The 22,245-nt window shown below is 68.7% G+C and carries 17 protein-coding genes; 9 read left to right on the top strand and 8 right to left on the bottom strand.

All coding sequences use genetic code 11. The features are described 5' to 3' along the window. The first annotated feature begins 74 nt into the window (after nt 1–74). The 3 genes from AC1DW0_RS12650 to AC1DW0_RS12640 all read left to right on the top strand — a co-directional run bounded on the left by AC1DW0_RS12650 (nt 75) and on the right by AC1DW0_RS12640 (nt 1,888). On the top strand, nt 75–428 hold the full coding sequence (locus AC1DW0_RS12650) for a type II toxin-antitoxin system prevent-host-death family antitoxin (protein ID WP_162247800.1): 354 nt from the start codon (nt 75–77) through the stop codon (nt 426–428). A gap of 172 nt (nt 429–600) precedes the next feature. Beyond that, nucleotides 601–1,221, top strand: a complete 621-nt coding sequence (locus tag AC1DW0_RS12645; protein WP_457349521.1) for an ATPase — start codon at nt 601–603, stop codon at nt 1,219–1,221. Nucleotides 1,222–1,255: 34 nt separating this feature from the next. Further along, on the top strand, nt 1,256–1,888 hold the full coding sequence (locus AC1DW0_RS12640) for a LuxR C-terminal-related transcriptional regulator (RefSeq protein WP_056198459.1): 633 nt from the start codon (nt 1,256–1,258) through the stop codon (nt 1,886–1,888). A 15-nt stretch (nt 1,889–1,903) separates the two neighbouring features. On the opposite strand, the gene AC1DW0_RS12635 is transcribed toward AC1DW0_RS12640, so the two are convergent. The 4 genes from AC1DW0_RS12635 to xdhA all read right to left on the bottom strand — a co-directional run bounded on the left by AC1DW0_RS12635 (nt 1,904) and on the right by xdhA (nt 6,993). Next, nucleotides 1,904–2,479, bottom strand: a complete 576-nt coding sequence (locus AC1DW0_RS12635) for a hypothetical protein (protein WP_477946169.1) — start codon at nt 2,477–2,479, stop codon at nt 1,904–1,906. Between the two features lie 160 nt (nt 2,480–2,639). Then, nucleotides 2,640–3,212, bottom strand: a complete 573-nt coding sequence (locus AC1DW0_RS12630) for a peptidoglycan recognition protein family protein (RefSeq protein ID WP_477946167.1) — start codon at nt 3,210–3,212, stop codon at nt 2,640–2,642. Next, nucleotides 3,209–5,527: a xanthine dehydrogenase molybdopterin binding subunit gene (gene xdhB / locus AC1DW0_RS12625; protein ID WP_477946165.1), complete on the bottom strand. Its 2,319-nt coding sequence runs from the start codon at nt 5,525–5,527 to the stop codon at nt 3,209–3,211. Before xdhB ends, AC1DW0_RS12630 begins: the two co-directional genes overlap by 4 nt. Then, on the bottom strand, nt 5,524–6,993 hold the full coding sequence (xdhA, locus tag AC1DW0_RS12620; protein WP_477946163.1) for a xanthine dehydrogenase small subunit: 1,470 nt from the start codon (nt 6,991–6,993) through the stop codon (nt 5,524–5,526). Before xdhA ends, xdhB begins: the two co-directional genes overlap by 4 nt. Before the next feature lie 39 nt (nt 6,994–7,032). Between xdhA and guaD the strand changes: the two genes are divergently transcribed. The 5 genes from guaD to AC1DW0_RS12595 all read left to right on the top strand — a co-directional run bounded on the left by guaD (nt 7,033) and on the right by AC1DW0_RS12595 (nt 13,597). Beyond that, nucleotides 7,033–8,340 (top strand): guanine deaminase, encoded by a 1,308-nt coding sequence (gene guaD / locus AC1DW0_RS12615; protein ID WP_457390270.1) that lies wholly within the window; start codon nt 7,033–7,035, stop codon nt 8,338–8,340. A gap of 179 nt (nt 8,341–8,519) precedes the next feature. After that, on the top strand, nt 8,520–10,454 hold the full coding sequence (locus AC1DW0_RS12610) for a S9 family peptidase (protein WP_477946161.1): 1,935 nt from the start codon (nt 8,520–8,522) through the stop codon (nt 10,452–10,454). Between the two features lie 13 nt (nt 10,455–10,467). Continuing rightward, nucleotides 10,468–10,659, top strand: coding sequence for a hypothetical protein (locus AC1DW0_RS12605; protein ID WP_056198443.1), 192 nt, complete (start codon nt 10,468–10,470; stop codon nt 10,657–10,659). 107 nt (nt 10,660–10,766) lie between these two features. Beyond that, nucleotides 10,767–11,534 carry a winged helix-turn-helix domain-containing protein gene (locus AC1DW0_RS12600; RefSeq protein ID WP_056198440.1) on the top strand — a complete coding sequence of 256 codons (768 nt, stop codon included), beginning with the start codon at nt 10,767–10,769 and terminating at the stop codon, nt 11,532–11,534. Next, nucleotides 11,534–13,597, top strand: coding sequence for a PAS domain S-box protein (locus tag AC1DW0_RS12595; RefSeq protein ID WP_477946159.1), 2,064 nt, complete (start codon nt 11,534–11,536; stop codon nt 13,595–13,597). The genes AC1DW0_RS12600 and AC1DW0_RS12595 overlap by 1 nt, the downstream gene beginning before the upstream one ends. A 141-nt stretch (nt 13,598–13,738) precedes the next feature. Here the strand turns inward: AC1DW0_RS12595 and AC1DW0_RS12590 are convergent, their stop codons facing one another. Then, nucleotides 13,739–17,104 carry a putative bifunctional diguanylate cyclase/phosphodiesterase gene (locus AC1DW0_RS12590; protein WP_477946157.1) on the bottom strand — a complete coding sequence of 1,122 codons (3,366 nt, stop codon included), beginning with the start codon at nt 17,102–17,104 and terminating at the stop codon, nt 13,739–13,741. A gap of 47 nt (nt 17,105–17,151) precedes the next feature. Then, a complete protein-coding gene (locus AC1DW0_RS12585; protein ID WP_477946155.1) occupies nt 17,152–17,931 on the bottom strand; it encodes a Crp/Fnr family transcriptional regulator in 780 nt (259 codons plus the stop codon). A gap of 152 nt (nt 17,932–18,083) precedes the next feature. On the opposite strand from AC1DW0_RS12585, the gene AC1DW0_RS12580 reads away from it, so the two are divergent. Next, nucleotides 18,084–18,626, top strand: coding sequence for a Rossmann-fold NAD(P)-binding domain-containing protein (locus tag AC1DW0_RS12580; RefSeq protein ID WP_477946153.1), 543 nt, complete (start codon nt 18,084–18,086; stop codon nt 18,624–18,626). A gap of 21 nt (nt 18,627–18,647) precedes the next feature. On the opposite strand, the gene AC1DW0_RS12575 is transcribed toward AC1DW0_RS12580, so the two are convergent. Both AC1DW0_RS12575 and AC1DW0_RS12570 read right to left on the bottom strand, forming a co-directional pair. Continuing rightward, nucleotides 18,648–21,320, bottom strand: coding sequence for a bifunctional acetate--CoA ligase family protein/GNAT family N-acetyltransferase (locus AC1DW0_RS12575; RefSeq protein ID WP_477946151.1), 2,673 nt, complete (start codon nt 21,318–21,320; stop codon nt 18,648–18,650). A 72-nt stretch (nt 21,321–21,392) separates the two neighbouring features. Further along, nucleotides 21,393–22,226 carry a universal stress protein gene (locus AC1DW0_RS12570; protein ID WP_477946149.1) on the bottom strand — a complete coding sequence of 278 codons (834 nt, stop codon included), beginning with the start codon at nt 22,224–22,226 and terminating at the stop codon, nt 21,393–21,395. Nucleotides 22,227–22,245: the final 19 nt, after the last annotated feature.

The raw sequence follows: 22,245 nt of genomic DNA, 5'->3' as shown, positions 1-22,245 counted from the left end.
TTGCCGCAATCCCCTAAATTTCCTATTTTCCCCAAAATAGGCAAAATGCGGCCATGCCAGTCGGGAGCCTCATCATGTCTGCAGTCCTCGAACAAGCCCTGGCCGACCAGCTGCCCAGCGTGTCGGCCACCCAGCTCGTGGCGGGTATCCAGAAAGTCGGCCGCACGGTCGCGGCCCATGGCGCGGTGCTGATCACCAAGCATGACCAGCCCGCCTTCGTGCTGATGTCGGTCGAGCGCTACCGCGAAATGCAGCGTGCCGCCGAGCCCGATCTGGGTGCATTAGGCGGCGAGTTCGACGCGATGCTGGCGCGCATGCAGGACCAGGGCGAAGCGCTGGCCGATGCCTTCGCGATGACGCCCGAGGCCATCGGCGCCGTGGCCGTGAAGGCCGCCAAGCCACGCAAACCCGTTCGCAAGGCCGCCTGAATGAGACGGCCCCTCGCCCAGTTTGGCCTCGCTGGACGCGGGCCAACCTGGTCGGTCCCCCGCGGGGACGGCGATGCTTGCCGGATTGACCGGCAAGCACATCGCCTGACGGGCCGGCTTGGGAGCGGCCCGGCGCTCGGCCCGGTGCCTGTGTCCGGAACGGACTGCTGAATTGCCGGCACGCCTCTACGTGCTCGCCGGCGTCAATGGCGCTGGCAAGAGTTCCCTCGGCGGCGCGGCCATCCAGGCCAGCGGGGCCGAGTTCTTCAATCCCGACATCGCCGCCGCGCGCTTGCGTGAGCAGCAGCCCAATCTTTCTGCAGAGCAGGCCAACGGCCTGGCGTGGACGTTGGGCCGCCACGGTGTGGAGAAGGCGCTGGCCGAAAGCCTGACCTATGCCTTCGAGACGACGCTGGGCGGCACCAGCATGACCCAGTTGCTGCTGGACGGCGCACGGGGTGGTGCCCAGGTGCATGTCTGGTACGCCGGCCTTGCCACGCCTGAACTGCACCTGCGCCGCATCCAGGCACGCGTGGCCGCGGGTGGGCACGACATTCCCGAGGCCAAGGTGCGCGAGCGCTTTGACGCCAGCCGCGGCAATCTCGTCAAGCTGATGCCTCACCTGGCCAGCCTGCGCCTTTATGACAACAGCTTCGAGGCCGACCCGCGCGCCGGCCGCCGGCCCCAGCCCGTGCTGCTGTTGCAGATGCAGTTGGGCCGGGTCGTTGCCCATGCACCGCTGCGCAGCGTGCCCGCCTGGGCCAAACCCCTGCTCGCCGCGGCCCTGCGTTGAATATCATGCCGCCGCGGTTCAACGAGGAGGGGTGATGAAGGTTTTGCTGGTCGATGCTTTTCCGATGGTGCGCGCCGCGCTCACCGGCCTGATCGAGCAGCATTTCGCCGGGGCGCAGGTGCAGGGCGTGGACACTGTCGCCGCCGCGCGCGACGCGCTGGGCCAGGCCATCCCCCGGCTCGTGCTGCTGGACCTGCGCATCGATGGTGGCTTCGAGCTGCTGCAGCAGATCCACGGCGAGCACCTGCTGCTGCCGGTCGTCGTCATCTCCGGCAGCGACGACACCGAGGAGGCCCTGCAGGCTCTGGGTGCCGGCGCCATGGGCTATGTGCCCGAACGCAGCGACCTGAATACCTTGGTCCAGGCCCTGCACCTGGTGCTGGCCGGTGGCACCTATGTGCCGCCGCTCAAGCGTGCGGCTGAACCCGTTGCAGCCACACCGGCCTCGGCTGGCCCCGCGCCAGGCGACTGGGCGGAGCTGCCGCTGACGCCGCGCCAGAAGCATGTGCTGCATCTGCTTACGCAAGGCCTGTCCAACAAGCTGATCGCCCGCGAGCTGGGTGTCAGCGTGGACACCGTGAAGGACCATGTGGCCGCGGTGCTGAGGGCGCTGGGCGTGAACTCGCGCACCCAGGCGGTGGTGGTCGCGACGCAACGCGCGCGTTGACGATGGACGCCGCGGTCAGCGGTATATCACCAGCGCTCCGGTCCGATCAGCGATTCGTGGCGAGAAACCCCGGTCGATCAGGACACAGGCCGCAGCGTCGCGATAGGCCCGGGGGCGGTCTGCAGGCGAGCCGTCGAGCAAGCTCTGAAGCGTTCCCCAGCCGCCGATTCCTGTTGCAAGTTCAGCGTCGCTGTAGGGCGCCAATCGTTGCCGCATCACTTCAAGGTCGGCGTCGGCGTAGCTGATGACCAGGTTGGCCAGGGCCTCCGGCTTGGTGAATTCGAAACGCCGCTCTTTGTTGGTCAGTGCGAGCCTTAGCGTTTCCGCGTGTGAGCCGACCGGCAGGCTGTGCTCAAGTCCCAAGGCGCCGAGAAGAGAGTAGGCGTTGATGCAGCGCGTGTGAACCTCCGACGTCCGTTTGTCCACCACCGTGACCTGCACATACGGCGGCGAACTGGAAATGACGATGGTGTCGGCGTTGCCTGCGACCACGCCGTAAGCCGCGTTGAAACTTTCTTGCGATTGACGCAGGGGCGACGCGGTGCTGCAGCCTGCCGCCAGGAGTGCAGCGGTCAAAAGCAATGGTTTCATGACGTCGTCCTCTCCCGTTTCGGCATTTTGTGCACCGATTGAAGCACGCCCCAGCGGCGCCGCCCCGTCAGCGCACGTCGCATGTGCTGCACCTGCTGACGGCACGCGACGTCAGCTCGCGCACTCAGCCGTCGTGGCGGCCACGCAGAAAACCCGCTGATCAGAGGCGCTTGCCCACCTCGGCCTTGAACCAGCCGGATTCCAGGTAGGCGTACAGATTCTTGCCCGGGCAGACGGTCTGCCGGCTGTAGTCCTTGTGGCTGGCGATGGCGTCCAGGCCGAGGTGGTGTTGGCGGACCAGCCACGCGGTCAGCTCGACGGCGGCGTTGAGCTGGGCCGGCGTGGGCTGCTGCTCCTCGAAGTTGCCCACCAGCATGACGAGGGCGTGGCCGCGCGGGTCGTATTCGGTGTTGGTGTCGCCGGCCTGGGCCAGCGGCCGCGCCGCGTAGATGCGGCCGTCGGGCGCGATGACGTAGTGGTAGGGGATGTCCGCCCAGCGCTTGGTCAGGCGCGACCACTGCTGCAGTCGGCGCAAGTAGGCCTCGACGTCGGCGCCGTCCTTCCAGATCTCGCCCTGGTGGTGGATCGTGATGTGCTTGATCTGCTGCGGCGCTGCCGTGGATGTGGCTGCACTGCCGCCCCAGCTGTCGACGCTGACGATGTCGGGCGCCGGCGGTGCAGTGGCGCAACTGCCGAGCGCCAGCAGGACGGTGAGGGCGGCGACGAGCTTCAACGGACGGCGTCGATCGCGTTGAGCACCGCCTCGGCCGTGGCCGGCGCCTGCAGCGGCGGATCGCAATTCTCTGGGCCGCAGGCGGCGCAGGCGTCCTTGATGGCCAGCAGGGCCGCAAACCCCAGCAGCAGCGGCGGCTCGCCGACGGCCTTGCTGCGGTGGATGGTTTCGCTGGCATTGGCCACGCCGAACAGCTCCACACGCAGTTCCGGCGGGCAATCGTTGGCGGTCGGGATCTTGTAGGTGCTGGGCGCGTGCGTGGTCAGCAAACCCGTCGTGGGGTGCCAGACCAGCTCCTCCGTCGTCAGCCAGCCCATGCCCTGGATGAAGCCGCCTTCGATCTGGCCGATGTCGATGGCCGGGTTCAGGCTCTGGCCCACGTCGTGCAGGATGTCGGCGCGCGTGATGCGGCTTTCGCCGGTCAGTGTGTCCACCAGCGCCTCACAGACGGCGCCGCCCCAGGCGTAGTAATAGAAAGGGTGGCCCTGCAGCTTGCTGCGGTCCCAGTGCAGGCCGGGCGTGGCGTAGAAGCCGTCGCTCCACAGCTGCACGCGCTTCAGGTAGGCCGCGGCGACGAGTTCGCCAAAGGGCAGGCTTTGGCCGCCGCCGCTGACCTGGCCGCCATCAAAGGCGACCAGCTCGGCGGCGCAGCCAAAGCGCTCGGCGGCGAAGGCGGCCAGCCGCCCCTTGATCTTGCGCGCGGCATCCTGCGCGGCCTTGCCGTTCAGGTCGCTGCCGGTGGATGCGGCCGTGGCGGAGGTGTTGGCGACCTTGCTCGTGTCGGTGGCCGAGCAGCGCACGCTGGCCAACGGCAGGCCCAACTCATGCGCGACGACCTGGGCCACCTTGGTGTTCAGGCCCTGGCCCATTTCCGTGCCGCCGTGGTTCACCAGCACCGAGCCGTCGGTGTAGACATGCACCAGTGCGCCGGCCTGGTTCAGGTGGGCCACGTTGAAGGAGATGCCGAACTTGACCGGCGTGAAGGCCAGGCCCTTTTTCAGCACCGGGCTGGCGGCGTTGAAGGCGGCGATCTCGGCGCGGCGTTCGGCGTAGCGGCTGCTGGCAAGCAGCTGCGCCGTCAGCGGTTGGGCGTGCAGTTCCTCGACCTGCTGGCCATAGGGCGTCATGTCCTGGCCGGCGGTGTAGAAATTGCGCTGGCGCACCTCGGCCGGGTCCAATCCGAGCTGGCGGGCGACACCGTCCAGGATCATCTCGATGGCGATGGCCCCCTGCGGTCCGCCAAAGCCTCGGAAGGCCGTGTTGCTCTGCGTGTTGGTCTTGGCGCAGTAGCCATGCATCGCAACATGCGGCAGCCAGTAGGCGTTGTCGAAATGGCAGAGCGCGCGGGCCATCACGGGGGCGGAAAGGTCGGCGCTGTGCCCGGCGTTGGCGATCAGATCGATGTCGACGGCAAGGATGCGGCCGTCGGCGTCGAAGCCGACATCCCATCGGTAGTCGAAGCCATGACGGCGTCCCGTGACGAGGAAATCGTCGTCGCGGTCCACGCGGAGCTTCACGGGTTTCTTCAGCTTCAGCGCAGCGATGGACGCGACGCAGGCGAAGAGAGCGGATTGGCTCTCCTTGCCGCCAAAGCCGCCACCCATGCGCCGGCATTGCACGACGACACGATGCGCATGCCAGCCCAGGCAATGCGCCACGAGCTGCTGCATCTCGCTCGGGTGTTGGGTCGAGCAGTGCACGAGCAAGGCGTCGCCGCCCTCCTGCGGCACGGCCAGGCTGATCTGGCCCTCCAGATAGAACTGCTCCTGGCCGCCCAGGCTCCAGCTTCCCTGCAGCCGGTGCGGTGCGCTGGCGAGCTGTTCGGCCGGCTCGCCGCGCGTCAGGTGCGCAGGCGCCAGCACGTACTGGCCGGCGGCATGCGCTTGCAGTGCCGTCAGCAGCGGCGGCAGCGGCTCGGCCTGGATGACCTGTCTGGCCAGCCCCGCCGCGCGGCGCGCCAGTTCGCGGTGGGTCGCGATGACGGCGAACACCGGCTGGCCCACATAGCGCAGCTCGTCCGCCGCCAGGATGGGGTCGTCATGCAGCAGCGGCCCGCAGTTGTTCTCACCGGCAATATCGGCTGCGCTGAGCACGGCGACGACGCCGGGCATCTGCCGGACGCGCTCCAGGTCGACGCTCAGCAGCTTGCCGTGCGCGATCGGCGACAGGCCCAGCGCCGCGTGCAGCGTGCCGGCGGGCTCGGGCAGGTCGTCGATGTAGGGCGCGGCGCCGCTGACGTGCAGATGCGCCGACTCGTGCGGCAGCGACTTGCCGACGACGGGCTGTGCGAGGTACAGGGTTTCGGGCTTGTTCATGCCAGCACCTCTTGCATGGACGGCCAGACGCCGACAGGCACAGCGCCGACGGTTTCCAGCCACAGCTTGATGAAAAGGTTCTGCGCCACCTTGAGCCGGTAGTCAGCGCTGGCGCGCATGTCGGTCATGGGCTTGAAGTCCTGCGGCAGCGCGGCGGCTGCAGCCTTGGCAGTGGCTTCGCTCCAGGGCTGGCCGACGACGGCGGCTTCCGCCGCGGCGGCGCGCTTGACGATGGCGGCCATGCCACCGAACGCGAAGCGCGCCTCCTGCACGGCGCCGGCATCCAGCCTGATCGCCAGCACGGCGCAGACGGCCGAGATGTCGCTGTCATGGCGCTTGGCGATCTTGTGCGCGCTGAAGCGCCAGTCGGGCGAGGGCAGGGGGACATGCAGTGCCTCGACGAATTCGCCGGGCTGCAGGTCCTTCTTCATGTAGTCGAGATAGAAGTCCTGCAGTTTGAGGCGGCGCTGCTGCGAGCCGCGGCGCAGGATGATGTCGGCGCCCAGGGCGATCAGGGCCGGCGCACCGTCGCCGATGGGCGAGCCATTGGCGATGTTGCCGCCCAGCGTGCCGGCATGGCGCACCGGCGGCGACGCGAAGCGCAGCCACAGCTCGCGCAGGCGGGGCACGGCGGTGGTCAGCGCGGCCCAGCTGTCTTCCAGCGAAGCGGCGGCACCGATCCACAGGCCGGTACCGTCGTTGCGGATCTCGCGCAGCGCCGCGACACGGCCGGTGTAGATGACGTCCCCCAGGTCGCGGAACTGCTTGTTCACCCACAGGCCCACGTCGGTCGACCCGGCCAGCAGCGTCGCCTGCGGATAGGTCTCGCGCAGCAGGGCCAGGTCGTGGATGCTTTGCGGTGCATGGAAGCGGGCGCCGGCGTGGCCATAGTCCAGCGGCTCGTCGGCGGCCAGGGTCTGCAGAGCCTCAGCGATGGGCGCACGGTCCAGGCAGCGGGCGGGCGCGTCGAACATCTGTTCGCCGGCATCCAGGATGGGCCGGTAGCCCGTGCAGCGGCAGAGGTTGCCGGCCAGCGCATCGGCCAGTTGCTGGCGGGTGGGCTTGGTGCCGGCGGCTTGGTGGGTTTCATAACAAGCCGTCAGGCTCATGACGAAGCCGGGGGTGCAGAAGCCGCACTGGGAGCCATGGCAGTCCACCATGGCCTGCTGGGCGGGGTTGAGCCGCTGCGGGCCGCCCAGGTCTTCCACTGTCAGCAGTGCGCGGCCGTCGAGCGTCGGCAGGAATTGGGTGCAGGCATTCACGTTGCGCAGTTGCAGCTGGCCTGATGTGTCCAGTTCGCCCTGGATGACCGTGCAGGCGCCGCAGTCGCCCTCGGCACAGCCTTCCTTGGTACCGGTACAGCCGGCATGCTCGCGCAGGTATTGCAGCACGGTGGTCGTCGGGGGCAGGTTCTGGACCTCGACGACCTCGCCGCGGTGGAAAAAACGGATGGGTCGGGTATTCATGCTGGCCTCGATTGTCGAGCGTTGCCTCAGAATTGCCATATGAGTTTTACTAACCAGGAAAAATTCGTCGACAGTCCACGCCGATGGGCCCTGCGGGGCGATCTGCTGGATTTCACGGCCGCACCACGCTGGGGCGACACCGAGCCACCGGCGGTGCGCTTTGACCGTGACCACTGGCTGCTGATCGAGGACGGCCGCATCGTCGGGAGGCAGGCCGCCGAGCCGGATGCCGGTTGGGCGCGCAAGGACCATGCCGGAAAGCTGGTGCTGCCGGGGTTCATCGACACCCACGTCCACTGCCCGCAGCTGGAGGTCATCGGCTCCTACGGCACCGAGCTGCTGGACTGGCTCAAGCGCTACACCTTCCCGAGCGAATGCACCTTTGCCGACCCGGCGCGCAGCCGCGCAGGGGCCGAGGTCTTCCTGGATGCGCTGCTGGCCAGCGGCACGACCTCGGCCGTCGTCTTCCCGACCGTGCACAAGGTGTCGGCCGAGGCCCTGTTCGACAGCGCCGCGGCACGCGGCATGCGGCTGATCACCGGCAAGGTGTTGATGGACCGCCATGCGCCGGACGGGCTGCGGGACGACGTCGTTCAGGCCGAGAAGGATTGCGTCGACCTCATCGCCCGTTTCCATGGCCGCGACCGCCTGGCGTACGCCGTGACGGTGCGCTTTGCGCCGACCAGCACGCCCGAGCAACTGGCAATGGCCGGCGCGCTGTGCCGCGCCGATGCCAGCCTCTATATGCAGACCCACGTCGCCGAGAACCGCGCCGAGGTCGCCTGGGTGGCGGAGCTGTTCCCGGATGCGCGCAGCTACCTGGATGTGTATGAGCGCGTCGGCCTCGTGCACGAGCGCTCGGTGCTGGCCCATGGCATTTATCTGGACCCGCACGACCGCGTCGTCATCGCTGACCGTGGCGCCCAGGTGGCGCATTGCCCGTCGAGCAATCTATTCCTGGGCAGCGGCCTGTTCGACTGGCCGGGTGCGGCCTTCAACATCAGCCTGGCTTCTGACGTCGGTGGTGGTACGACGCTCAGCCTGCCACGCAACATGCTCGATGCCTACAAGGTGCAGGCCCTGCGCGGCGAGCGCATGACCGCATGGATGGCCCTGCATGCCGCCACGCGTGGCGCGGCCGAGGCGCTGCAGCTGGGTGGCGAGATCGGCGGCCTGTCGGTGGGGCAGACGGCCGACATCTGCGTGTGGGACTGGGCGCAAGGCCCGGTCGCCGAGGCGCGCGACGCGGTGGCGCGCGAGCTGCACGAGCGTGTCTTTGCGTGGATGACGCTGGCCGACGAGCGCAACCTCGCGGCCTGCTATGTCGCGGGCCATCAACGCATTTGATGGTGCCCCCAGGGCTGGCCTGAAGCCCGCCCGCCCCCCGAGGGGGTCAAGGCGACTCGGGAACGGCCCAGCGTCGCCTTGAACCGCCTGTCCCCCGATTCCGCCGCTTCGTCACAACCCTGATGGGGGACGGCGGGGCGGCTGGCTAGAGTCTGCCCACTCATTTCAACGGAGACTCCATGAGCCGACCCCTGCTGTCCCTCGTCGCTTCCCTGGCCTTGCTGGCTGGCGCGTCCCAGGCCGCTGTTGCCGCCGACAAGCCGGCCGCTGTCGCCAAGGCGCCCAAGCCCGCCAAGCGCTACACCATCGAGCAGTTCATGGCCACCGTGAACATCGGTGGCGCCAGCTTCTCGGCCGACGAGAGCCGCATCCTCTTCCACAGCAACGAGACGGGCATCTTCAACGTCTATGCGATGCCGGTGGGCGGCGGCAAGCCGGTCCAGCTGACGAATTCCAAGACCGACAGTCACTACGCGGTGGGCTTCTTCCCGGGCGATGACCGCTTCCTCTACACCCGCGACCAGGCCGGCAACGAGCTCAACCATCTCTATGTGCGTGAGCTCGACGGCAGCGAGAAGGACCTGACGCCGGGCGACAAGCTCAAGGCTTCGTTCGCCGGCTGGAGCGGTGACGACACGGCCTTCTACGTGACGACCAACGAACGCGATCCGCGCTTCTTCGACCTCTACCGTTTTGATGCCAAGACCTACGCCCGCACGCTGGTCTTCAAGAACGAGGCCGGCTGGGAGTTGAGCGACATCAGCCGCGACGGCCGCTGGCTGGCGGTGGGCAAGATCAACACGACGGCCGACTCCGACGTGCACCTGGTCGACCTGAAGAGTGGCGAGGTCAAGCACATCACCAAGCACCAGGGCGTGGCCAACTACACGCCGCAGGACTTCACGCCCGACGGCCGCGAGCTGCTGATGACCAGCAACGACGGCGGCGAGTTCACCCGCGTCATCGGCTACGACCTGGCCAGCGGCGCGACCCGCGAGATCGAGAAGGCCGATTGGGACGTGGACTACACGGCCTTCTCCAAGGACGGCCGCTACCGCATCACCGGCATCAATGCCGACGCCAGCATCGCGCTGCGCCTGTACCGCGACGGCAAACCGATGGCGCTGCCCCAGCTACCCGGCGGCGACGTGCGCGGCGTGACCTTCTCCCGCAGCGGCAAGCGCATGGCCTTCTACGTGAACGGCGACCGCTCGCCCAACAACCTGTTCGTCGCCGAGGTCGGCTCCAACGCCGCGCCGAAGCAGCTGACGCAGAGCCTGTCCAAGGACATCGACCCGGCCGAGCTGGTGGACGCCTCCATCGCCCGCTTCAAGAGCTTCGACGGCATGGTCGTCCCGTCGGTCTACATGCTGCCCAAGGAAGCCTCGCCAACCCACAAGGTGCCGGCCATCGTCTGGGTGCATGGCGGCCCCGGCGGCCAGACCAAGCGCGGCTACTCGGCGCTGATGCAGTACTTTGTCAACAACGGCTATGCGGTGCTGGGCATCAACAACCGCGGCAGCTCGGGCTATGGCAAGAGCTTCTTCACGGCTGACGACGGCAAGCATGGCCGCGAGCCGCTGTGGGACTGCATCGAGGCCAAGACCTTCCTGGCCGGCACCGGCGTCATCGACCCCGAGCGCATCGGCATCGTCGGCGGCAGCTATGGCGGCTACATGGTGCTGTCGGCCATGGCCTTCCGCCCCGAGGCCTTCAAGGTTGGCATCGACATCTTCGGCGTCGCCAACTGGATCCGCACGCTGGAAAGCATTCCGCCCTACTGGGAGAGCTTCCGCCTGGCGCTCTACCAGGAGGTGGGCGACCCGGTGAAGGACCGTGAGCGCCTGATGGCCACGTCACCGCTCTTCCACGCCAGCGAGATCAAGAAGCCGCTGATGGTCATCCAGGGCGCCAACGACCCGCGCGTCATCAAGCCCGAGAGCGACGACATCGTCGCCGCGGTCAAGAAGAACGGCGTGCCGGTGGACTATCTCGTGTTCGACGACGAGGGCCATGGCTTCTCGAAGAAGAAGAACACGCTGGAGGCCAACCGCCGCATGGTCGAGTTCTTGGATAAATACCTGAAGCCCGGCATCAGTCAGCCGGTCAAGTAAGAAGGAGTCCGCGATGTTCAGCTTCCTGCTCTGGTGCATCCTGTTCGTGATCTGCTGGCCGCTGGCCATCCTGGCGCTGCTGCTGTGGCCGCTGGTCTGGCTGATCACGCTGCCCTTCAGGTTGCTGGGCATCGCCGTCGACGGCGCCTTCGGGCTGCTGCGTGCCATCGTCATGCTGCCTGCGCGCGTGCTGAGCGGGCGCTAGCCGGGCGAGGGGTCGCGGGGCGCCAGCGGCCTTGCACAATGATTTCGTGGCACCGATCGGTGCCAGAATCCTTGCCATCCCCATAACGCTTCAGGTGCGCCGACGCTGTGACGCTTCAGCACATTGCCGTTGTCGATGACGAAACAGCGATCACCGAGCTGCTAGGCCGATATCTGCCTGGGCACGGCTTTCGCACGACGCAATTGCATTCGGGCCGTGCGCTGATGGAGCTGATGGCCAGCGATCCGCCCGAGCTGGTCCTGCTGGATCTGGGCCTGCCCGGAGAGGACGGCTTCGCCATCGCACGGCAGCTGCGCGAGCACTGGCGCTGCGGCCTGGTCATCATCACCGGCCGCGGGGACTCGGTCGACAAGGTCGTGGGCCTGGAAGTCGGCGCCGATGACTACGTCACCAAGCCTTTCGACCTGCGCGAGCTGGTCGCGCGCATCAAGGCCGTGTTGCGGCGCATGGAGCCGCACCCGTTGGCCTCCGGCCAGCCGGCCAGCGGGCAGGCGCCCCGGCAGGTGGCCAGTGCCTCGGGTGGCGAGCACCTGACATTTCTCGGCTGGCAGCTCGACCTGGGCGCCCGGCGCCTTGACGATCCGAACGGCGCAGAGGTGCGGCTCACCAGCGGCGAGTTCTCCCTCCTCGCGGCCCTGGCCCAGCATGCGGGTCGCGTGCTGTCCCGCGACTTTCTGCTTGAACAGACGCGGGGCCGCGAAGCTGCGCCCTTTGACCGCACGATCGACGTGCAGATCGGACGCCTGCGCAAGAAGCTGGAAGTCGATGCGGAGAATCCACAGATCATCAAGTCGGTCCGCGGCGCCGGCTACATCTTCGTTCCGCCCATCGGCTCCGCACGGGCTAAAACCTGATGGCTGGAACGCCTCCCGCCAACCAGCCGACGCCGCAGCCCGTCGATGACCTGACCGTCTACCGCTCGCTGTTTTCCGCCTATCCGGACGCCCTGCTGCTGGTGGACGCCGCAGGCCTGATCGCCCGGGCCAACCCCGCGGCGGCGGCGCTGCTGGGGTACTCGATGGAGGAGCTCGTCGGCACGAGCGTGGACGAACTGGTGCCCGACAGCATTCGCCCTCGCCACGCGTCATACCGGCAGGCCTACGGTCACGCGCCGCGCGCTCGGCCGATGGGCACCCAGATGGAGCTGGTAGCCCGGCGGCGCGACGGCAGCGAGGTGATGGTGGAAATCGCGCTGAGCCCGTTGCAGGACCACGGCCTGCCCTTCGTGGTTGCCGCGATCCGCGGCATCGGCGGCTATCCGCGCGTCAAACAGGCGTTGCAGCGGGCGCGCTACAGCGAGCATCTGGCGCAGCTGGGCCGCCTGGCCGTCGACGCACGCGATCCGCAGCAGCTGTTGCAGCAGGTACCGGCCATCGCCGCCGAGGCGCTGGAAGTCGAGATGGCGCTGGTGTTCCTGCTGGAAAGCAACCGGCTTGAACTGCGCGTCGCCGGGGGCGTGGGCCTGATCGCCGGCGAGTCGCTGGGTTGCATCGTGCCCAATCGCGGCGACACGCCGCTGGGCGTCGTGCTGAGCCAGGGGCAATCGGTCGTGATCGAGGATTTCCGCGCAGAACAACGCTATGCGGTGCCCCCCGACTATCTCGCGGCAGGGTTGGTCAGCGCATTGGCGGTGCCGCTGCTGGACCGCGGCCGCGTCATTGGCGCCTTGAAGGTTCGTTCCCGCCAGTCGAAGCGGTTCGGCGACGATGAACAGCGCTTCCTGGAGTCACTGGCCAATCTGCTGGTCACCTGCCTGCAGCGGGCGCAGACCGAGGAGGCGCTGAGCCATGCCCAGCGCCTCGAAAGTGTTGGCCAGCTGACGGGCGGCATTGCCCACGACTTCAACAACCTGCTGACCGTCATCCAAGGCAATCTGCAGGTGCTGGAGGAGCTGCCGGCACTGGCGCAGGACGGTGGCGCCCTGCAACTGGTGAGCGCCGCGATGCGCGCATCCAAGCGCGGCGCGGAGCTGACCGGCAAGCTGCTGGCCTTCTCGCGCCGCCAGGTGCTGCAGCCCAGCGCGGTCGACGTGCATGGCCTGCTGCACCCGCTGTCGGACATGCTGCGCCGCACATTGGACCAGCGCATCCGCATCAGCGTCGATGTCGCGCCGGACTGCCCCCTGGCCCTGGCCGACGCGGGCCAGTTGGAAGCTGCCCTGCTCAACATCGCGATCAATGCGCGCGACGCGATGCTCGACGGCGGCGATCTGCGTTTTTCCGCGGCGGCCGCGGGCATGCTGCCGGCGGGCCTGCAGGACGAGCTCGGCGAAGGCCGGTTCGTCCGCATCGCCGTCACCGACACCGGCACGGGCATGCCGGAGGCCGTCAAGGAGCGTGCCTTCGAGCCCTTCTTCACGACCAAACAGGCCGGCCGCGGCACGGGCCTGGGGCTGAGTGCCGTCTATGGCTTCGTCAAGCAGTCACAGGGCGCCGTCGCGCTGGACAGCACGGCCGGCCTTGGCACGACGATCAGCCTGTATCTGCCGGTGCCGCACGATGCCCAGACGGGAGCCCAGGACGGCGACCACGTCGGGCACACGGTGCCCGCGGGGCTGAAAGTGCTGGTGGTCGAAGACGACGCCGAGGTGCGCACCGTGGCGCAGCACTTCCTGGCCAGCCTGGGTTGTGTGTTCAGCGTCTGTTCCAGTGCCGAGCAGGCGCTTCAACTGCTGACGCCTGAAGCCGATTTCGACCTGCTGCTCACCGACATTGCATTGGGTGCCGGCATGCGCGGCACCGAGCTCGCCCGCATCGCCCAGCAGCGGCTGCCGCAGCTGGCCATCCTGTTGATGTCGGGCTTCTCTGCCGAACTGCTGGATGCCGACCGCGAGTCCCCGGCGGACTGGGAACTGCTGCCCAAGCCCTACAGCCGCGGCCAGCTGGCGCAGGCGATGGCCCGCGTGCTGTCGGCCTAGGTCGCGCGCAGCCGAGCGGCGCGCCGCAGGCCGACGGCGTCGGGCTGACCCGGCGCAGCGGCCCCCGCTCCGCCGGCCGCCAGCTGCGGCTGTCTGGGTAGAGGTAAAGGCGGGCGCCAGGGGCCGAAGAGGTGAGGTATTTCAAGGCGCGCTCACCGCGATTGCGCCGTTTGCCAACAGGTGCTGCAGCGCTTCGGCTGGTGCCGGACGGCCGAAGTGATAACCCTGCATCTCGTCGCAGCCGCGCTGGCACAGGTAGTCGCGTTGCTGCGCGGTTTCGACGCCCTCGGCCACCACGCGCAGATGCAGCCGGTGGGCCAGTGCAATCACGGCATCGACCAGGGCCGCGCCGTCGGGCTGCTCGCCGATGCGGCGCGTGAACGACTGGTCGATTTTCAGCGAGTCGATCGGGAACTGCTGCAGGTAGGCCAGGCTGGAGTAACCGGTGCCAAAGTCGTCCAGCGACAGCTTGACCCCGAGGGCCTTGATCCGCTTGAGCATGCCGATCGCGGCGCCAGGCTCGGTGATCAGCATGCCTTCGGTGATCTCGATCTCCAGCCACTGCGCGTCGACCTGATGGCGCTGAAGGGCGCGGGCCACCACCTGGTCCAGGTCACCGGCGGCGAACTGCCGCGCCGCGACGTTGACCGCTATGCGCACCACGGGCTGGCCGGCGTCCATCCAGGCGCGGATCTGGCGGCATGCCGCGTCGATGACCCAGGCGCCAATGGCCAGGATCAGGCTGCTCTGCTCGGCTACCGGGATGAACTGGCTCGGTGGCACCAGTCCGATGCCGCTGCGCTGCCAGCGCAACAGGGCCTCGGCGCCGACGACTTCGCCGCTGCTGGCAGCCACCTTGGGCTGGTAGTGCAGCTGCAGCTCATCGCGTTCGATGGCGCGGCTCAGCGCGGCTTCCAGGTCCAGCTTGGTCCGGGCCTCGGCATTCATGTCATCCGTATAGAAGCAGAACTGGTTGCGGCCCAATTCCTTGGCGCGATTCATTGCCGCATCCGCGTCACGCAGCAACTCGACCGCGGTGGGGTTGCCTTCGTCGGGGAACATGCTGATGCCGATGCTGGCCGTCAGGTAGGCATCCTGCCCACACGACAGCGCCATCGGCGCGGCGATGGTCGCCAGCAGGCCGCGCGCGAGCACGGCAACGCTGGTGCTGTCCATGTTGGCTTCGAGGATGACCAGGAATTCATCGCCGCCGAGCCGGCCCAGGAAGTCTTCATGGCGCAGGCGCGCCTGCAGGCGCGCGGCCACACAGACCAGCAATTCGTCGCCGGCCGGGTGCCCCAGACCGTCGTTGACCGTCTTGAAGCCATCGAGATCGATGACCAGCAGCGCCGCGCGGCTCTCGCGCCGATGTGAGCGGGCCAGCGCATCCTCGAGCCGCCTCTGCAGTTGAACGCGGTTGGGCAGGCGTGTCAGCGGGTCGTTGTGGACCAGCCAGTCGGTCTGGGCCTCGCTGTGCTTGAGGCGACTGATGTCGGTGAACACGCCGACGTAGTGCGTGACCGTCGCGTCGTCGTCGCGCACCGCGCTGATGGTCAGCCATTCCGGATAGACCTCGCCGCCCTTGCGGCGGTTCCAGATCTCACCCTGCCAGTGCCCGCTGGCATCGAGCGCGGCCCACATCCTCTGATAGAACTCCGCGTCGTGCCGGCCGGACTTCAGCAGCTTCAGGCTGGCGCCGATGGCCTCTTGCGCGTTGTAGCCGGTGATGGTCGTGAACGAGTGGTTGATCGACTGGATGCGGCCCCGTGAGTCGGTGATGATGACGCCGTCGCGGATGTCCTCGAAGACCGTGGCCCACTGGCGCATGCGCTGCTGCATGTCGTGGCGCTCGGTGATGTCGCTGGAGACGCTGTAGATGCCCAGCGTGCGGCCTTCGTCGTCGACCAGCTTGCCCTTGGTGCAGGCGTAGAGGCGGTCGCCGTCCGGCATCGTCAGGCACGTCTGGACGCAGACTGGCTTGTCGGCCCGCAGTGCTGCCGCGTCGTCTTTGAGCAGCTGGCGCACCTGCTCGGCTGGGAACAGGCCGGTGGAATCGAAGCCGATCAGTTGCTCCGAGCTGCGTCCCAGCGCCCGGCACAGCGCGCGGTTCACGAACAGGTAACGGCCCTCGAGATCCTTGGCGAAGATGAAGTCGGTCGAACAGTTGGCGATCGCCTCGGCGATCTTCCAGGCCCGCTCCTCGTCCTGGCTTGCCACCGCCATGCGTGCGGCTGCCAGCAGTTCGCGCCGCTTCAGCGCAGCGTAGGTGAAGGCGCCCGCGGCCAGCACGGCCAGCAAGTTCACCAGAGCCAGCGTCGTCGCATCGGCGATGCTGCCGCCCAGCAGCGCATCGCGCGGCGCCTGGATGGCGATATACCAGCCGGAGTTGCGAATCCGGGCCGCCACCGCGGCCTGGGCAACTTCGCCGCGATCCAGGCCGTCCATGAGCGAACCGGCCAGCGACGGATCGCCGGACAAGGCGGTCAGCGCCGCGCGGGAGGAGTTGCGCGGAGGGACGAACGGGGTGTCGGAGCCGTCGATGCGCAAGGCCAGCAGATCCCGTGCGGCGGGGCGGAAGAACAGCGTCTCGGGAGCGTCACTGGCGGAGCCCGGCGTCAGCTGCGGCAGCAGCGTGAGGCGCGGCGCTGTGCGCAGCAGCAAGACGGTCCCGGGCCGGCCGTCCGCGCTGGGCAGTGGCACGAAGAGGTCGAACTGCAGGCTGGCGGGGTCGCCCACCTCGGCCCGGAAGTCGCCGCCAGACACCCGCCCGCCTTGCAGGGCCGAACGCACGCCATGCGACATGGCCGCATCGACATGCCGCGGGGCGCCGTCCGGCGCCAGCAGCAGCCGGGCGTGTTCGTCGAACAGCAATGCGTCGGCGTAGTGCGTGGAAGTCAGCAGCAACAGCAGTTCCTTCCTCATCTCTGCCGCCAATGCCTCATCGGGGCTGCGGCGCCAGCGCAGCAGGCTGGTGCGCAACTGGGGGTCGGTGGCAAGCCGGCGTGCGTCCTCCGTGCGCCGCTCGATCCAGCCCTGGACGATCTCGGCTTTCAGCTCGGCTTCGCGGCGCAACTGCGCAACCTGCTGTTCATGCGACATGTGAGTCGATCTGGCATAGCCCAGCAGGCTTGCCAGCACGATGGCGGCTGACAGCAGGGCGAACACCCAGAGCACGCTGACCGGTCCGCCCTGGCGCGCCGGTCCGGTCGCCTCGCCCTCGGCTTGCCGGCTGGGGGTGATCACATAGATCAGCGCGCTGGTCGCCAGCACGAAGGCGATGCCCTTGCCCTGGCCAACGGCGGACAGCGTGGCGATGTCGGGCGCCAGCTTTTCCAGCAGTCCATCAGACAGCAGGATCCAGGCAAGGCCAAAGGCCGCGTAAGCCGCGGCCATGGTCAGCGGAGCGGTCGGCGCCAGCCGGCGCCGCCAGAGGTCGAAGTGCCGGCCGAAGCCCCCGCTGGCGAAGCGAAGAGGTGGTGCGACGGCGTCCTGATGCGGTGAATTCATTTTTTTCTCCCTGGATCGATGCGCGGCCGCCGAGGCCGACGCGCCGCCTAGTGCAGACCGGCAGGAGCGGCCTGCCCACCGATGAAGGCGGCCAGGGCGGGGAAGTCGGGAATGCAGATGTCGCGCCGGCTCTTCTCGTGAAAGGCGATGAGCCGCGCTCGCGCGAGCCTGGACAGCACGCGGCTGACGGTCTCCAGCGTCAGGCCGAGGTAGTTGCCGATCTCGGCGCGCGTCAGGCGCAGGCTGATCTGGTCGGTCCTGAGGCCACGCGCGGCCAGGGAATCGGCCCAGTTGTGCAGAAAGGTCACCACGCGCGCGGCGGCCGGCAGCGCGCACAGGGCCGTCAGCGCCTCGCGTTCGCGCATGATTTCGTCGCTCATGGCCTCGTGCACGGTGGCCATCAGGCGGGGATGGTCGGCGCAGGCCTTCAGCAGTGCGTCGTAGCGCAGCGTCCAGACCTCGGCGGTGTCCATCGCAATGGCTTCGCAGGCGTAGCTGCCCTTGGCGATGGCGCTGAAGCCGAGCCAGTCGCCGCGGAACTTCAGCCCGACTACCTGCTCGTGGCCCTCGGCCGACGGGCTGATCAGCTTGAAGCAGCCGGAGTTCAGCACGTGCAGCTGCTCGAACCGCTCGCCCGGCCGGTACAGCACATCGCCGGCATGGACGATGCGGCGCCTGGGCGCCAGCACGGCCTCCAGCAGCTTCAGCTCGTCAGCGATGCGCTGACCCTTGGACGGTGCGACGTTGGTGTTGATCGCGCCGCTGGCGGCGAAGGTGGTGCTGCAGCGTGCGGCAGTCATCGGGGTATGCGGGGCACTGGCGTGCATGGTGGTCTCCCTTGGGGTGGCATCGAAAAAATCGATGCTAGGCAGGCCCGGGCAATGAAGTGTCAACAGGCCAAATCGTTAGGTAGCGCTGCGTAACACTGCGTGAACCGTCGGTGACGGAGCCGCTCAACACCGAGTCGGACTCCGCCGGCTTGACCTTGGTCAATGGCCGCGCATTCGGCGTCGATACGCTGCCACTCATGTGTTCCGAGGCTCGCCAAGGTGCCGCTGGCGCCACTTCGTCCTACCCCGTCGATGCCGCCGCCTTGCTGCGGCAGGCGAGGGTGCTCTTGAGGCCGCAGGCCTCGGAGATGAAGCCATTGACGGGCAGGCGGCTGGCGCTGATGTCGCCGCACCCGGAGGACGACGAGGCGAGCGAATTCGCGCAGGCGGCGACGGCGCTCGGTGCCCATGTGTCCTTTGTCCAGCCCGGGCTTGACGAGCACAGCAGCCCATGGCGGGTCGATGCAACGGCACGCATGCTGAGCCGTCTCTACGATGCGGTTGAATGTCAGCACCTGCCCGCCGCCCTGACAGGGCGCCTGGCCCGCAGCGCCGACATTCCTGTGTTCGCCGGGCTGGCGACCGCCGGCCATCCCACGGCCGTGCTCGCACAGGCACTGGAGGGCGATGTCGCGTGGGCCGTCAAGCGGCGCAGGATCCTGCAGGCGGTGCTGGTTGTCAGCCTGGCTTGAGGAGCCGCGCTTGGCCCGGCGTCATGAGCCGCTGCAGCCCGGGGCTCGGCTGACGAGGACGATCTCCGACGGCTGGGCACCGCCCGGCCTGACGTCAAAACCCATGCGTTTGAGCAGGTTCAGCATCGCCCGGTTCTCGCGCAGCACATGGCCGATGACGCGCTGCGTGCCGCGCGAGGCGGCGTAGTCCAGCAGGGCCTGCATCAGCAGGCGGCCGAGGCCCCGGCGCTGCAGGTCGCTGCGCACGAGCAGGCCGAACTCCGCCTCGACGTTGTCGGGATCGCGCACGAGACGGGCCACGCCGAGCGTGCGGGGGCCGCCAGCGGCCTGCTCATCGACGATGACGAGCGCCATCTCGCGCTCGTAGTCGATCTGCGTCATCCGGGCGAGGTCGTCATGCGTCAGCGCGTGCGGCGCCTGGAAGAAGCGCATGCGCAGGTCTTCGGGGCTGCAGGCCTGCAGGAACTCGCGGTGCAATGCCTCGTCCTCGGGCCGGATCGGCCGCATCAGCAGCGTGCTGCCTTGGCAGTGCAGAGTTCGCACCAGATCTGCCGGGTAGGGGCGCACGGCGAAGCGCGCCATGCCGGAGGGTGCCGACGCCGACAGGCGCACGCGGGCATCCAGCGCGAGCACGCCGTGCTCGTCGGCCAGCAGCGGGTTGATGTCCAGCTCGGCCATTTCGGGCAGATCGGCCAGCATCTGCCCGACGGCGGTCAGCGCGTCGCACAAGGCGTCGATGTGGGCCGGCGGCCGCCCGCGATAGCCGGCCAGCAGCCGGGCCACCCGGGTGCGGTCGATCAGCTCGCGTGCCAGCGCGCGGTTCAACGGCGGCAGCGCCACGGCGCGGTCGCCCAGCACTTCCACCGCGATGCCGCCCTGGCCGAACAGCAGCACCGGGCCGAAGATCTGATCCACGTGCGCGCCGACGATGAGCTCCTGGGCGCGGGGCCGTTGCACCATGGCCTGCACGCTGAATCCCTCGATGTGGGCTTCCGGACGCGTGGTTTGCAAATGATCGAGCATCTCCTGTGCGGCCAGGCGCACGGCGGCTTCGCCGCGCAGGTCCAGGCGCACGCCACCGGCGTCCGACTTGTGCAGGATGGCCGGGGACACCACCTTCAGCACCACCGGCCCGTCGATGCGCCTGGCGGCCTCGGCGGCGGCCTGTGGCGAGGCTTCGGTGCGCAACGTCGGCACGACCGCGATGCCATAGGCAGCCAGCAGTGCCTTGGCATCGATCTCGTCCAGCCATTCACGGCCAGCGCCCAGCGCGGCGTCGATGATGGCGCGCGCCCGTGCCAGGTCCGGCTTGCCGTTCGCGCCGGCGCTTGGCGTCTGGCGTAGTGCCGTCTGGTTGCGCCGGTAGGTCTGCATCAGCGAGAACGCGCGCACGGCCTCCTCGGGCGTCTCGTAGCCCGCGATGCCGGCCTCTTCGAAAGCGCTGCGCGCCGGCGCCACCGTGTCACCGCCCAGCCAGCAGCTCAGCACACGGCCCCGGTGCTCGGCGATCAGTGGGGCGCATGCCCGGGCGATGGCTTCACTGGAGACGATGGCCGTCGGTGCGTGCACGAACAGCACCGCGCCCGCCTCGGGGGCGTCGAACAGGGCCTTGAGCGTGTCCACGTAGCGCTGCGCGGGCGCGTCGCCAATGATGTCGATCGGGTTGCCGTGCGACCAGTTGGCCGGCAGCACGGCGTTGAGCCGCTTCATCAGCGCCTCGCCCGGGCGCGCCAGCGTCACGCCCAGCGGCGCGGCGGCGTCGGCCACCATCACGCCCGCGCCGCCGCCATTGGTCATGACCATCAGCTCGCGGCTGTGGTTGTCACGAAAGCGCGCGAGCGTCTGCGCGGCGATGAAGAGATCCTTCAGCGTGTCCACGCGCAGCATGCCGGCGCGGCGGATGGCGGCGTCGAAGACGATGTCCTCGCCCGCCAGCGCGCCCGTGTGTGAGGCGGCGGCCTTCATGCCGGCCGGCGCGCGGCCGGCCTTGACGACGATGACGGGCTTGATGCGAGCCGCGGCACGCGCTGCCGACATGAACTTGCGTGGCGATGTGATGGATTCGATGTAGAGCAGGATGGCGCGCGTATGCCGGTCCGTGGCCAGCTGGTCCAGCAGGTCGGCGAAGTCGACGTCGGCGTGCTCGCCCAGCGAGACGAGGTGCGAGAAGCCGATGCGCTCGGCGTTGGCCCAATCCAGCAGGGCCGTCAGCAATGCGCCCGACTGGGACACCAGCGCCAGCTCGCCGGGCAGCGCTTTCGCCTGGGTGAAGCTGGCATTCAGCCCGAGGTGCGGGCTCAGCAGGCCGATGCAGTTGGGCCCCAGCAGGCGCAGCGTGTGCGGCCGGGCGGCGTCCAGCGCCGCCTGCTTCTGCGCTGGTGTGAGGCCCGCCGTCACAACGATGGCGGCCCGCGTGCCGCGCTCACCCAGCTGCCCAACCAGCGGCGCGATGGTGTCCGGTGGCGTGCACAGCACGGCCAGGTCCGGCGTGAACGGCAGCTCGGCGACGCCGGCAAAGCAGGGCTGGCCGTCCAGCCTGTCCAGCCGCGGGTTCACGGCCGCCATCGGGCCCTTGAAGCCGCCGCTCAGCAGGTTGCGCCAGACGGTGGTGCCGACGCGGCCGGGCTTGTCGGAGGCGCCGAAGACGGCTACCGAGTCGGGCGTGAGCAGGCGATCGAGATGGCGCTGGGTCATGAGCGCATCCTCGCCACCGCCCGCAGCCCGGCCCTTGCGCTGGATCAAGCCAGCGCGGGATGCTGCGGGGGATCAATGCGACATCAGCACCGGCACGGTCATCGATGCCAGCAGCCTGCGGGAGACACCCCCGAACAGCCGCTCCGCCCAGCGGGCGTGGCCATAGGCACCCATGACGATCAGGTCCGCCCCGGTGTCGGATGCCGCATTCAGCAGAGCGTCGCCGATGGGCAGTGCCGTCACTTCCTCGCGCACGATGGCATCGACGCCCTGCAGCGCCAGCCATTGGCGCTGGCAGGCGAGGCGCTCGGCCGGGGCTTCACCTTCAGCGTCTCGGCGCCAGTGCATCAGCCAGACGTTGTCGGCGCGGCGCAGCAGCGGCAGCGCGTCCGTCATCGCCCGGACCGACTCGCGGCTGCCGTCCCAGGCCAGCAGCACGCGGCGCGTGCGCAGGGGTTCGCGATGCGTGTAGGGGATCATCAGGACCGGACGCACGCAGCGCAGCAGCACCTGTTCCAGCGCGGCCGCGTGCTGGCGATGGTCGGGCAGCGACGGGTCGGGTTGGCTCATGATGAGCAGGTCCGTGCATTGCGAATGCCGTGCCAGCGATTGCGCCGCGGGCGTCTGGTCGGCGAGCGCCTCGAATGAGGGCAGCCCGGCAGCGCCGCAGCGTTGGTGGAAGTTTTGCGCGAGGGCCTGGGCCTGTGCGAGCAGGGTCGCGCAGGCGCCACTGACGTAGTCGTCCATCGCGGCGGCAGCCTGCAGCGCCTGCAACTCGACCGTGGCGCTGGGCGCCAGGCCGATCAGGTGGGCTTCGAACTCCCTGGCCAGCGCGATGGCAATGCTGACGCGCGTCGGGTTGGCCGGGGTCGCATCCAGGGCAACCAGCAGGCTGCGATAGCTCATGGGATTCATCTCCTTGGGA

The sequence above is a fragment of the Roseateles sp. P4_D2 genome (assembly GCF_056401875.1).
The sequence above is the reverse complement of the archived record's forward strand: the minus strand, read 5'-3'. Positions and strand labels throughout refer to the sequence as shown.

Excerpts from the sequence above, each read along its gene's own strand:
- AC1DW0_RS12650 (WP_162247800.1), top strand. The coding sequence starts at position 75 with ATGTCTGCAGTCCTCGAACAAGCCCTGGCCGACCAGCTGCCCAGCGTG.
- AC1DW0_RS12640 (WP_056198459.1), top strand. The coding sequence starts at position 1,256 with ATGAAGGTTTTGCTGGTCGATGCTTTTCCGATGGTGCGCGCCGCGCTC.
- AC1DW0_RS12635 (WP_477946169.1), bottom strand. The coding sequence starts at position 2,479 with ATGAAACCATTGCTTTTGACCGCTGCACTCCTGGCGGCAGGCTGCAGC.
- xdhB (WP_477946165.1), bottom strand. The coding sequence starts at position 5,527 with ATGAACAAGCCCGAAACCCTGTACCTCGCACAGCCCGTCGTCGGCAAG.
- xdhA (WP_477946163.1), bottom strand. The coding sequence starts at position 6,993 with ATGAATACCCGACCCATCCGTTTTTTCCACCGCGGCGAGGTCGTCGAG.
- guaD (WP_457390270.1), top strand. The coding sequence starts at position 7,033 with ATGAGTTTTACTAACCAGGAAAAATTCGTCGACAGTCCACGCCGATGG.
- AC1DW0_RS12610 (WP_477946161.1), top strand. The coding sequence starts at position 8,520 with ATGAGCCGACCCCTGCTGTCCCTCGTCGCTTCCCTGGCCTTGCTGGCT.
- AC1DW0_RS12605 (WP_056198443.1), top strand. The coding sequence starts at position 10,468 with ATGTTCAGCTTCCTGCTCTGGTGCATCCTGTTCGTGATCTGCTGGCCG.
- AC1DW0_RS12595 (WP_477946159.1), top strand. The coding sequence starts at position 11,534 with ATGGCTGGAACGCCTCCCGCCAACCAGCCGACGCCGCAGCCCGTCGAT.
- AC1DW0_RS12590 (WP_477946157.1), bottom strand. The coding sequence starts at position 17,104 with ATGAATTCACCGCATCAGGACGCCGTCGCACCACCTCTTCGCTTCGCC.
- AC1DW0_RS12585 (WP_477946155.1), bottom strand. The coding sequence starts at position 17,931 with ATGCACGCCAGTGCCCCGCATACCCCGATGACTGCCGCACGCTGCAGC.
- AC1DW0_RS12575 (WP_477946151.1), bottom strand. The coding sequence starts at position 21,320 with ATGACCCAGCGCCATCTCGATCGCCTGCTCACGCCCGACTCGGTAGCC.
- AC1DW0_RS12570 (WP_477946149.1), bottom strand. The coding sequence starts at position 22,226 with ATGAGCTATCGCAGCCTGCTGGTTGCCCTGGATGCGACCCCGGCCAAC.